The organism is Pseudomonas putida (assembly GCF_028682175.1).
GTDB classification, from domain to species: Bacteria; Pseudomonadota; Gammaproteobacteria; order Pseudomonadales; family Pseudomonadaceae; genus Aquipseudomonas; species Aquipseudomonas putida_AD.
In genome coordinates, this window is sequence record NZ_JANHKS010000088.1 from 1 (window position 1) to 11,195 (window position 11,195).

10 protein-coding genes are annotated in these 11,195 nt (G+C 60.2%); 7 read left to right on the forward strand and 3 right to left on the reverse strand.

Annotated elements, in window-relative coordinates; all coding sequences use genetic code 11:
- Positions 1 to 202 precede the first annotated feature (202 nt).
- From metG to NPS29_RS28195, 4 genes are all read left to right on the forward strand, one after another.
- Positions 203 to 2,251 (forward strand): methionine--tRNA ligase, encoded by a 2,049-nt coding sequence (metG, locus tag NPS29_RS28180; protein WP_274136750.1) that lies wholly within the window; start codon positions 203 to 205, stop codon positions 2,249 to 2,251.
- A 48-nt stretch (positions 2,252 to 2,299) separates the two neighbouring features.
- Positions 2,300 to 3,334: an electron transport complex subunit RsxB gene (gene rsxB, locus NPS29_RS28185; protein ID WP_274136751.1), complete on the forward strand. Its 1,035-nt coding sequence runs from the start codon at positions 2,300 to 2,302 to the stop codon at positions 3,332 to 3,334.
- 55 nt (positions 3,335 to 3,389) lie between these two features.
- A complete protein-coding gene (gene nth, locus NPS29_RS28190) occupies positions 3,390 to 4,028 on the forward strand; it encodes an endonuclease III (RefSeq protein WP_274136752.1) in 639 nt (212 codons plus the stop codon).
- Between the two features lie 107 nt (positions 4,029 to 4,135).
- Entirely contained in the window at positions 4,136 to 4,318 is a 183-nt protein-coding gene (locus NPS29_RS28195) for a PA3496 family putative envelope integrity protein (RefSeq protein WP_274136753.1), read from the forward strand.
- A 105-nt stretch (positions 4,319 to 4,423) separates the two neighbouring features.
- On the opposite strand, the gene NPS29_RS28200 is transcribed toward NPS29_RS28195, so the two are convergent.
- A complete protein-coding gene (locus NPS29_RS28200; RefSeq protein ID WP_274136755.1) occupies positions 4,424 to 5,050 on the reverse strand; it encodes a response regulator transcription factor in 627 nt (208 codons plus the stop codon).
- A 1,185-nt stretch (positions 5,051 to 6,235) separates the two neighbouring features.
- Between NPS29_RS28200 and NPS29_RS28205 the strand changes: the two genes are divergently transcribed.
- Positions 6,236 to 6,796: a hypothetical protein gene (locus NPS29_RS28205; protein ID WP_274136757.1), complete on the forward strand. Its 561-nt coding sequence runs from the start codon at positions 6,236 to 6,238 to the stop codon at positions 6,794 to 6,796.
- A gap of 88 nt (positions 6,797 to 6,884) precedes the next feature.
- Here NPS29_RS28205 and NPS29_RS28210 read toward each other — a convergent pair whose 3' ends face one another.
- A complete protein-coding gene (locus tag NPS29_RS28210; protein WP_274136758.1) occupies positions 6,885 to 8,102 on the reverse strand; it encodes an argininosuccinate synthase in 1,218 nt (405 codons plus the stop codon).
- A 121-nt stretch (positions 8,103 to 8,223) separates the two neighbouring features.
- Positions 8,224 to 9,225, reverse strand: coding sequence for a flagellar protein MotY (locus NPS29_RS28215; RefSeq protein ID WP_274136759.1), 1,002 nt, complete (start codon positions 9,223 to 9,225; stop codon positions 8,224 to 8,226).
- 146 nt (positions 9,226 to 9,371) lie between these two features.
- On the opposite strand from NPS29_RS28215, the gene pyrC reads away from it, so the two are divergent.
- Both pyrC and rnt read left to right on the forward strand, forming a co-directional pair.
- On the forward strand, positions 9,372 to 10,418 hold the full coding sequence (gene pyrC, locus NPS29_RS28220) for a dihydroorotase (RefSeq protein WP_274136761.1): 1,047 nt from the start codon (positions 9,372 to 9,374) through the stop codon (positions 10,416 to 10,418).
- Positions 10,415 to 11,092 carry a ribonuclease T gene (gene rnt / locus NPS29_RS28225; RefSeq protein ID WP_274136763.1) on the forward strand — a complete coding sequence of 226 codons (678 nt, stop codon included), beginning with the start codon at positions 10,415 to 10,417 and terminating at the stop codon, positions 11,090 to 11,092. The genes pyrC and rnt overlap by 4 nt, the downstream gene beginning before the upstream one ends.
- The last annotated feature ends 103 nt before the right edge of the window (positions 11,093 to 11,195 follow it).

Sequence of the window (11,195 nt, forward strand, 5' to 3'; positions counted from 1 at the left end):
GGGGCGATTTTGAGGACGTCCCCGCCGGCAAGCCGTGCTGCTACGGGACGGTGCTCGCATGTGCAGGAGCGCGCTGGCCCGCGACCGGCGATGTTGTATCCAGATTTCGCGAACGCCGCAGATCGCGCATCTGCGGGATGAAAAAAAACGCTCAGGCCTTTATAGTTACCGACCTCCGTTTCACTTCAAGTAGCCGAGCCCCATGTCCGAGCCACGCAAGATCCTCGTCACCAGCGCCCTGCCCTATGCCAATGGTTCCATTCACCTTGGCCACATGCTCGAGTACATCCAGACCGACATGTGGGTGCGTTTCCAGAAGCACCGCGGCAACCAGTGCATTTATGTGTGCGCGGACGACGCCCACGGCTCGGCCATCATGCTGCGCGCGGAAAAGGAAGGGATCACCCCTGAACAGCTGATCGCCAATGTCCAGGCCGAACACAGCGGTGACTTCGCCGACTTCCTGGTGGATTTCGACAACTTCCACTCGACCCACGCCGAAGAAAACCGCGAGCTGTCGAGCCTGATCTACACCCGTCTGCGTGACGCCGGGCACATCGCCACGCGTTCGGTGACCCAGTATTTCGACCCGGAAAAGAAAATGTTCCTGGCCGACCGCTTCATCAAGGGCACCTGCCCCAAATGCGGCACCGAAGATCAGTACGGCGACAACTGCGAAAAATGCGGCGCAACCTACGCCCCGACCGACCTGAAAGACCCGAAATCGGCCATTTCCGGCGCGACCCCGGTGCTCAAGGATTCGAAGCACTTCTTCTTCGACCTGCCTGCCTTCGACGCCATGCTCAAAAGCTGGACCCGCAGCGGCACCCTGCAGGACGCCGTCGCGAACAAGATCGCCGAATGGCTGGACTCGGGCCTGCAACAGTGGGACATCTCCCGCGATGCGCCGTACTTCGGTTTTGAAATTCCCGATGAACCAGGCAAGTACTTCTACGTCTGGCTGGACGCACCGATCGGCTACATGGCCAGCTTCAAGAACCTGTGCGACCGCACCCCGGGCCTGGATTTCGACGCGTTCTGGAACAAGGATTCGACCACCGAGCTGTACCACTTCATCGGCAAGGACATCGTCAACTTCCACGCCCTGTTCTGGCCGGCCATGCTCGAAGGCTCGGGCTTCCGCAAGCCGAGCGGCATCAACGTGCACGGCTACCTGACCGTCAACGGCCAGAAGATGTCCAAGTCCCGCGGCACCTTCATCAAGGCGCGCACCTACCTCGAGCACCTGTCGCCGGAGTACCTGCGTTACTACTACGCGGCCAAGCTGGGCCGAGGTGTCGACGACCTGGACCTGAACCTCGAAGACTTCGTGCAGAAGGTCAACTCCGACCTGATCGGCAAGGTGGTCAACATCGCCAGCCGCTGCGCAGGCTTCATTCACAAGGGCAACGCGGGCGTGCTGGTGGCCGGCAATGCCGCGCCGGAACTGACCGACGCTTTCCTCGCCGCTGCCCCGAGCATCGCCGAAGCCTACGAGGCCCGCGACTTCGCCCGTGCCATGCGTGAAATCATGGCCCTGGCCGACCGCGCCAACGCCTGGATCGCCGACAAGGCGCCGTGGTCGCTGGCCAAGCAGGAAGGCAAGCAGGACGAAGTCCAGGCCATCTGCGCCCTGGGCGTGAACCTGTTCCGCCAACTGGTGATCTTCCTCAAGCCGGTGCTGCCGAACCTGGCGGCCGACGCCGAGCAGTTCCTCAACGTCGCCCCGCTGACCTGGAACGACCACCAGACCCTGCTCAGCAACCATCAGTTGAACCCGTTCCAGGCCCTGATGACCCGTATCGACCCGGCCAAAGTGGAAGCCATGACCAACGCCTCGAAAGAAGACCTCGCCGCCAGCGCCACCGACACCGGTTCCGCGCCACAAGGCAATGGCGAACTGGCCAAGGACCCGCTGTCGCCGGAAATCGACTTCGACGCCTTTGCCGCCATCGACCTGCGCGTCGCGCTGATCGAAAAGGCCGAGCACGTGGAAGGTGCCGACAAACTGCTGCGCCTGACCCTGGACATCGGTGACGAGAAGCGCAACGTGTTCTCCGGCATCAAGAGCGCCTACCCGAACCCCGCCGAACTGGAAGGTCGCCTGACCATGATGATCGCCAACCTCAAGCCGCGCAAAATGCGTTTCGGCGTCTCCGAAGGCATGGTGATGGCGGCAGGCCCTGGTGGCGAAGAGATCTACCTGCTGAGCCCTGACAGCGGCGCCAAGCCAGGTCAGCGCATCAAGTAACCCTGCACGTGGCCAACGTTCCTTGCGGGGCGTTGGCCGGGTCAAATCATGAGCCTGATATCGCGCATCGACGCCCTGTTGCCGCAAACCCAGTGCGGCAAATGCGGCCACCCCGGCTGCAAGCCCTACGCCGAAGGGATCGCCAGCGGCGAAGCGATCAACAAGTGTCCTCCTGGCGGCGATGAAACCATCGCAGCCCTGGCGCACCTGCTGAATGTCAACGTCATCGCCCTGGACACCGGACGCGGCAGCGCCCCGCCTCAGGTCGCGTTTATCCGCGAAGCCGAATGCATCGGCTGCACCAAGTGCATTCAGGCGTGCCCGGTGGATGCCATCGTCGGTGCCGCGAAGCTGATGCACACGGTCATCGTCGATGAATGCACCGGCTGCGACCTGTGCGTGGCGCCCTGCCCCGTGGACTGCATCGACATGCTTCCCCTGCCCCTGGCGACCGTGGTGCCGATTGTCGGCGGCCTGGCGGCGAACGACGTTGAACGAGCCGCGCGCACAGCCAAACGCAATCACGCTCGCCAGCGCTTCGAAGCACGCAACGCCAGGTTGCAGCGTGAGGAACGCCAGCGACAGGCAGAACGCCTGGCGCGCAAGCAGCCGCTGACAGCGCCACGAGCGGCCACGCCGGACCCGCTACAGGCCGCATTGGCGAGGATCAGCGCCCAGAAAGCCCCGGATGCCGAGGCGGCGCTGAAACAGGCACGGATCAACGTTGCCATGAGCCGCGCCCAGTTGAACAAATCACTGAAAGCCTTCGGTCATCCGCCCATTGCCGAGCAAGCCGCGCAGTTGGTGGTCATGCAGCGCGAGCTGGATGATGCTGAAGAGGTGCTGGCGAAACTGCAGGCCGCTGAATCGCGCGAGGCTGCCGCGCAGCCTGCACCGCCCGCTGCGATGGAAAAAGCTGACAAGGCCACCCTGAACCGCGCGAAGATTCAATTGGCGATGAGTCGTGCCGCATTGAAGAAGGCCCAGGCCGCCGATGCCAGCGCGCAGGACATCGCCGCCTTGAGCGATCAGGTTATGCAAGCCGAACACACACTCAAGGCCCTTGAACCCGGCCCGGCTTGAACCTGCCAGAACACCCGACGCCCGACACGACCGTTTCCCAGGGAAAGCGCCTCTCATGAATGCAGCAAAACGTCTGGAAATTTTTCGTCGCTTGCACGAGGACAATCCCGACCCTAAAACCGAACTGTCCTACACCACACCTTTCGAACTGCTGATCGCGGTCATCCTCTCCGCTCAAGCTACAGACGTAGGCGTCAACAAGGCAACCGCACGGTTGTATCCCGTTGCCAATACGCCCCAGGCGATCTACGACCTGGGCGTCGAAGGGCTGTCGGAGTACATCAAGACCATCGGCCTGTACAACAGCAAGGCCAAGAACGTCATCGAGACCTGCCGCATGCTGGTCGAACTGCATGGCGGAGAAGTGCCGCAGACCCGCGAAGCCCTCGAGGCACTGCCCGGCGTGGGACGCAAGACGGCGAATGTCGTGCTCAATACCGCGTTCCGGCAACTGGCCATGGCGGTGGACACCCACATTTTTCGCGTGAGCAATCGCACCGGCATTGCACCCGGCAAGAATGTCGTGGAGGTCGAAAACAAGTTAATGAAGTTCGTCCCCAAAGACTATCTGCTGGACGCCCACCACTGGCTGATTCTGCATGGCCGCTACGTGTGCATCGCCCGCAAGCCCCGCTGCGGCAGTTGCAGAATCGAGGACCTGTGCGAATTCAAGCAGAAAACCTCAGACGATTGAGCGATAGCGTTTGCAGGGGTTGATCGATTGAAAAAATCTTTTTTACCCGGTCGAGGTTTGTCGTTATAAGGTGCGCCAAAGACAGTCTAAGCCTGGAGTCGACTTTCATGAGTACTGACAAAGAGCAGATGGATGTAGACGACGACTTCGTATCCACAGATACAGACGAAGCCGCGCAAGTACCTGCGGAAACCGCAAAGACCAACCTCAGCAAGCGCCGCACCATCGACAACCTGCTGGAAGAACGCCGTTTGCAGAAGCAGTTGGCGGACTACGACTTCGACCTCTGATCTTCGGGCGCCAACAGCCTCTCGGGCAGCATGAGAGGCCAGGCCTGACGACATGAATTCAATTGGGGCAGCCTGCAAGATTCCGGTAGGGATGTACGCCCATCCCTACACCAGCCCGTTGCGCTGGGCGAGTTCGATCAGGTCCACCAGCGAGTGGGCGTTGAGCTTGAGCAGCAACCGGGTCTTGTAGGTACTGACCGTCTTGTTGCTCAGAAACATGCCATCGGCAATCTCCTTGTTGGTTTTCCCACGCGCCAACTGCTGCAGCACCATCATTTCCCGCGCCGACAGGCGATCGACCATCTCTGCCTCGCTGGCATTGCCAAGGCTGGAACGCACCGTGTGCAGCGCCTGATTCGGGAAATAGCTGTACCCGGACAAAACGGCCTTGATCGCGCTGAGCAACTCGGTGAGGTCCTGTTGCTTGCACACGTAGCCTGCGGCGCCCGCCTGCATGCAGCGCATCGAGAAATGCCCGGGGGACTGGGACGTCAGGATCAGCACCTTGAAGGGCAATGTCATGGCCGTGAGACGGGCGATGACCTCCAGGCCGTCGAGCTTGGGAATGCCGATGTCCAGGATGACGATGTCGGGCAAATGCTCCCGCGCCAGTTGCAGTGCGTCCACACCGTTATCCGTTTCGGCGATGACCTCGTAACCGTGGCGCTCCATCAACATGCGCACGGCGAGTCGAATGACAGGGTGATCATCCACGATCAACACTTTATTCATGAGCAATCCATTCTTCGCTATTCGAATTTTCAGAGCCCGCACAATAGCTTAGTCGTTTAGTGCTTTGCATGGCGCTCCTCCCGCTGTACAAGCAGGCAAAGACCTTTCCCACTCAAGCAACAGAAATTTCCTACATTTTTTGACTTATATGCGTTCATTGGCAGGGCTTCCATTTGTCTTTCTCTGCCTGATGAACTCCTGTGAGCTGCGATGAAGGCTCATGGCGCGTGGGCCACACAACCCACACGCCCATTACTACAGCATGCTCGTCCATTTGCGTAATACCTCATGGGACTATTCGATCGGTCCGAGCGCGACGTGAAGAATATATACGCGCCCGGCGGACGATCTTTCCAAAATGAAAGGCTGACGACTCATCCTGGCGGCGCGCCTTGAACCGACCCTGCCCCCTTGCCGGCCCGGCCGACTTTCGGGCCAGCGAACCTTGCGGTGGCGTATTCGATCAGAATAAGCGCATCGCGCGGACATGCCAGAGGTGCACCACCAGAAAATATTGCAAGTCACACCACGACTCGTTCAGCGAACGGCGTGGTTGAAAAATACACACTGGAAAAAGTCTTTTTACATACATATATATTTACGGAAAAAGCCTACGACATATTCGGAAACTTCTGAATCCGCATCATTCGTCCCGACGTGCCCTTCGGCGCAGAGCAGCCAGCGTTTTTTTGTCATGAATCGAAGAGGCGCCCCAGGTCTGAGTCAATCGGCAGGCGTAGTCATGCAGCCTCATCAGTAACGTTTGTGCGGCAAAGCATTCTTCCGACGCCTACGTAATACCATTCTTCTTATTAAATCCAGACAACTTCGCTCAAATAAGAAAAATACTACAACACTGACAGACCGCTGCGCCTCCCATGTAAGAACTTGGAAATCACTTTTGAAAAACTCTTTCAAAAAAATATTTTCCACTTGCAAATCCCGAATTCAATCGTTACTTTTTTTATGAATTACCGCTCTAATCCGACAACTAAAACGGCACACTAAGCCAATCCCGAGTTGTAACACCCTGACCACCATTCCGCTATTTATCTTGCCTTGATGTCGAGCGCGAGCGGGCTTCGGCCAACCCTGAACATGCCGCAGCCGATGCGTGAAAGTTATCCGGGCACCTGCATGTTCGCCGGGCTACGCCTTATACCTACATGTTCAAAGGAATAAACCATGACCAGAAAAGCAGAATTAACAGCGAAGACCTTTACTGAAAACCTCGAGATTGCCCAGGCCATCGAACGCTATGTCGCCCAGGGAGGGATCATCAATGTGGTTGCCGAAGGAGCCTCGGCCAGCAGGGATTCAGCCACGGCACAACCAGCGGCGCAGCCCGATCCGCCAACGTTGATGAACGCGAAGCTGGAGCAGCTCAAGGGGCTGGTGGCCAAAGGGGCGGGAGTGACCGCGATTCAGTATTCGCTGCGGATGAACCGCAAGGAAATCAGGCGGCTGGCGAGCGAGCATGGCGTGAAGATCGTTTACAGCAGGCCCGTCAGGGGGAAACGGTCGCTGCGTAACCGGGAAACCACCTCCGTCGATGACACCGTGGCTGGCCACGCAATGCATTACTCGACGCTGGGTTATACGGTGCCGGAGATCGCACAGTTGCTAGGGCTTTCGGTGCGCGATGTCTGGAACATCGGCAAGGCTTATCGCTTTGAATTCAAAAGTCCGGGGAAAATCGACGAACCTGAACAGTCGTCTTCTGACGGATCTGAGCCATTCAGATAAATAATCCGACGACCTGACCGTTAAACTTTCGATGCATTTGGAGGCAGATGCAACCCCGCAGCGGGGTTGCATCTCACGCGGTCAGCGATCAGAACAGCTTGCGGTTCTTGTTCGCGGCAATGCGCATGCGCAGTGCGTTGAGCTTGATGAAGCCCGCCGCATCGGCCTGGTTGTAAGCGCCGCCATCTTCTTCGAAGGTCGCGATGTTGGCGTCGAACAGCGAATCATCGGACTTGCGGCCGGTGACGATCACGTTGCCCTTGTACAGCTTCAGGCGAACGACACCGTTCACGTGAGCCTGGGACGCGTCGATCATCTGTTGCAGCATCAGACGCTCAGGGCTCCACCAGTAGCCGGTGTAGATCAGGCTGGCGTATTTAGGCATCAGCTCGTCTTTGAGGTGAGCGACTTCACGATCCAGGGTGATCGACTCGATGGCGCGGTGCGCCTTGAGCATGATGGTGCCGCCCGGGGTTTCGTAGCAGCCACGGGACTTCATGCCCACGTAACGGTTCTCGACGATGTCCAGACGACCGATGCCGTGCTCGCCGCCGATCTTGTTCAGGGTGGCCAATACGGTAGCCGGGGTCATTTCGACGCCGTCCAGCGCGACGATGTCGCCGTTGCGGTAGGTCAGTTCCAGGTACTGCGGCTTGTCAGGCGCGTTTTCCGGGGAAACGGTCCAGCGCCACATGTCTTCTTCGTGCTCGGTCCAGGTGTCTTCCAGCACGCCGCCTTCATAGGAGATGTGCAGCAGGTTGGCGTCCATGGAGTACGGGGACTTCTTCTTGCCGTGACGCTCGATAGGGATCGCGTGCTTCTCGGCGTAGTCCATCAGCTTCTCGCGGGACAGCAGGTCCCACTCGCGCCATGGGGCGATGACTTTCACGCCCGGCTTGAGTGCATAGGCGCCCAGTTCGAAACGCACCTGGTCGTTACCCTTGCCGGTCGCGCCATGGGAAATGGCGTCGGCACCGGTTTCGTTGGCGATTTCGATCAGGCGCTTGGCGATCAGCGGACGGGCGATGGAGGTACCCAGCAGGTACTCGCCTTCGTAGACGGTGTTGGCGCGGAACATCGGGTAGACGAAATCACGCACGAACTCTTCGCGCAGATCGTCGATGTAGATTTCTTTGACGCCCATGGCTTGCGCCTTGGCGCGTGCTGGTTCGACCTCTTCGCCCTGACCCAGGTCAGCGGTAAAGGTCACCACTTCGCAGTTGTACGTATCCTGCAGCCACTTGAGGATTACCGAAGTATCCAGGCCACCGGAATACGCGAGAACTACCTTGTTTACGTCCGCCATGCCATCACTCCAACGCGTTGTACGGAAAACCGATGATTCTACCGTTCAAACCCGTGGATTTACAGTGTCGCGACAGCTTCTGACGACGAAGCGACAGAATCTGTCGAACACACGACCCCAATCACGAGGCTTTTGGCGGCGAACCCAGCGTAGAGGTTGGCGTTGGCGTGGCCGCTGGCGCAGGCACAGGTGCAGGCGCCGGGACCGGTGCCGGGGGTTGCGAGGGCGGCTGTACAGGGGCCGGCACCGGCGCCACTGCCGGTTTCAACTGCGCGACACGTTCCAGATGAATGTTCACCCGGCGGTTGCGCGCCCGGTTGGCATTATTGGTATTGGGTACCAGCGGGTACTGCTCGCCATGGAAGCGCACGGTGATCTGCTCTTCCGGGATGCCCTGGGCCTTGAGATAGTCCATGACCGCCAGCGCCCGACGGCGGGACAGGTCACGGTTGGTCAGGCGATTGCCGCTGTTATCGGAGTGGCCGTCCAGTTCGACGCGATTGACCGATGGATCGGCGCTCATGTAAGCCAGCACGGTGTCGAGTTGGCGCTTGGCCTGGGCATCGAGTTCGATACCGCCACCCGGGAAGCCGATCTCCGACTTGCTGACCTGATCAAAATTCATCGGCAGCAACTTGGCCGTACATGCCTGGAACTGGTTGTAGGCCGAGGTGAACTTGACCGGCAACAGACGAACTTCCATCGCCCCGCCGCCGTCGCGCAGGCTGTGACGGATGACCGGGCTGCGGCCCTCCATCAGACCTGCGATCAGCCGGCTCGCCTGGGCCTGGCTGGTGTTGAAAGGAATGTCCCCGTTGCCGACTTTCACCACGCCCAGGTTCAGATCGCCACGACCCGGCTGCCATGGCGCAGCGGCGGCAATCAGCGTCGCAGAACCTGCCGCCAGGCTGTAGCCATTGGCCTTGAGGCGAAACGTCGCCTGCTCGCCCGCTCGACGCACGAACTCGCCCGCACCGAAGTCGGTGATCGGCTGGCTCAGGCGGCACTCGAACTGGTCGCCTTCCACCTTCCACTCGATATTCTCCAGACGGGTCTGGAAAGTGAGTGCCATCGCGGGCAGGCTGGCAAACGCGCTGAGCAGGGCTAGATATCGCTGGCGCACGGGAGGCTCCACAAAAAATTTACCGCGTAACAAGATTTATCGCTTACACATCTCTATCGGATAGTTCCTGCAAAACTTGATAGCGAGTGCCTGAAGGAGTCTTTTCCGGTAGCATTCGGGCACGTTTTACCCGCCTGGAATTCCCAATGTCCGACCGCCTGACCCTCCTGCGCCCCGACGACTGGCATATCCATCTTCGCGATGGCGCTGTTCTGCCCCACACCGTCGCCGACGTGGCCCGCACCTTCGGCCGCGCCATCATCATGCCGAACCTCGTGCCGCCGGTACGCAACGCCGAGCAGGCCGATGCCTATCGCCAGCGCATCCTCGCCGCGCGTCCGCAAGGCAGCCGTTTCGAGCCATTGATGGTGCTTTACCTCACCGACGTGACTCAGCCCGAAGACATCCGCGCCGCCAAGGCCAGTGGCTTCGTGCACGCGGCCAAGCTGTACCCGGCCGGCGCGACCACCAACTCCGATTCCGGCGTGACCAGCGTCGACAAGATCTTCCATGTGCTGGAAGTCATGGCTGAAGTCGGCATGCCGCTGTTGATTCACGGCGAAGTGACCCGCGGCGACATCGACGTGTTCGACCGCGAAAAGATCTTCATCGATGAGCACATGCGCCGTGTGGTCGAGCGTTTCCCGACGCTCAAGGTAGTGTTCGAACACATCACCACGGGCGATGCCGTGCAGTTCGTCAACGAGGCTTCGGCCAACGTCGGCGCGACCATCACTGCCCATCACCTGCTGTACAACCGCAACCACATGCTGGTTGGCGGGATTCGCCCGCACTTCTACTGCCTGCCGATCCTCAAGCGCAACACCCACCAGGTTGCCCTGCTGGACGCGGCCACCAGCGGCAGCAGCAAGTTCTTCCTGGGCACCGACTCGGCACCTCACGCCCAGCACGCCAAGGAAGCCGCCTGCGGCTGTGCCGGCTGCTACACCGCCTACGCCGCCATCGAGCTCTATGCCGAAGCGTTCGAGCAGCGCAACGCGCTGGACAAACTCGAAGGCTTCGCCAGCCTCAACGGTCCGGCGTTCTACGGCCTGCCTGCCAACACCGAGACCATCACGCTGGTTCGTGAAGAATGGACCGCCCCTGCCAGCCTGCCGTTTGGCGAGCTGTCGGTCATCCCGCTGCGCGCCGGTGAAAAACTGCGCTGGCGCCTGCTGGAGGAAAACGCGTGAGTGAAGACCTTTACGACGACGAACAGGAAGGTTCCGGCGGCGGCACAGGCTCCCGGCATCCAATGGCGGCACGCTTTCGCGGCTACCTCCCGGTCGTGGTCGATGTAGAAACCGGAGGTTTCAACGCCGCTACCGATGCGTTGCTGGAAATTGCAGCGACCACCATCGGCATGGACGACAAGGGCTTCGTGTTCCCGGAACACACCTACTTCTTCCGCGTCGAGCCGTTCGAAGGCGCCAACATCGAAGCGGCGGCCCTGGAGTTCACCGGGATCAAGCTCGACCACCCGCTGCGCATGGCGGTGAGCGAAGAGACTGCGCTGACCGACATCTTCCGCGGCGTGCGCAAGGCCCTCAAGGCCAATGGCTGCAAGCGGGCGATCCTGGTTGGCCACAACGCCAGCTTCGACCTGGGCTTCCTGAACGCGGCCGTCACGCGCCTGGACATGAAGCGTAACCCGTTTCATCCGTTCTCGAGCTTCGACACCGCAACCCTGGCGGGCCTGGCGTACGGTCAGACCGTGCTGGCCAAAGCCTGCCAGTCGGCGGACATCGACTTCGACGGTCGCGAGGCCCACTCGGCCCGCTACGACACCGAGAAGACTGCCGAGCTGTTCTGCGGCATCGTCAACCGCTGGAAGGAAATGGGCGGCTGGCACGACTTCGACGACTGAAGCCTGCTGCGCCCTCCCAAACCGGCCCCCGTGGCCGGTTTTTTGATGCTCGCACACCCCGTAGCAGCACGGCTTGCCGGCGGGAGCGATCTTGAGGCCGCCC

Coding starts and splice junctions, on each gene's coding strand:
- rsxB (WP_274136751.1), top strand. CDS start 2,300: ATGAGCCTGATATCGCGCATCGACGCCCTGTTGCCGCAAACCCAGTGC.
- NPS29_RS28205 (WP_274136757.1), top strand. CDS start 6,236: ATGACCAGAAAAGCAGAATTAACAGCGAAGACCTTTACTGAAAACCTC.
- nth (WP_274136752.1), top strand. CDS start 3,390: ATGAATGCAGCAAAACGTCTGGAAATTTTTCGTCGCTTGCACGAGGAC.
- NPS29_RS28200 (WP_274136755.1), bottom strand. CDS start 5,050: ATGAATAAAGTGTTGATCGTGGATGATCACCCTGTCATTCGACTCGCC.
- pyrC (WP_274136761.1), top strand. CDS start 9,372: ATGTCCGACCGCCTGACCCTCCTGCGCCCCGACGACTGGCATATCCAT.
- NPS29_RS28195 (WP_274136753.1), top strand. CDS start 4,136: ATGAGTACTGACAAAGAGCAGATGGATGTAGACGACGACTTCGTATCC.
- metG (WP_274136750.1), top strand. CDS start 203: ATGTCCGAGCCACGCAAGATCCTCGTCACCAGCGCCCTGCCCTATGCC.
- NPS29_RS28210 (WP_274136758.1), bottom strand. CDS start 8,102: ATGGCGGACGTAAACAAGGTAGTTCTCGCGTATTCCGGTGGCCTGGAT.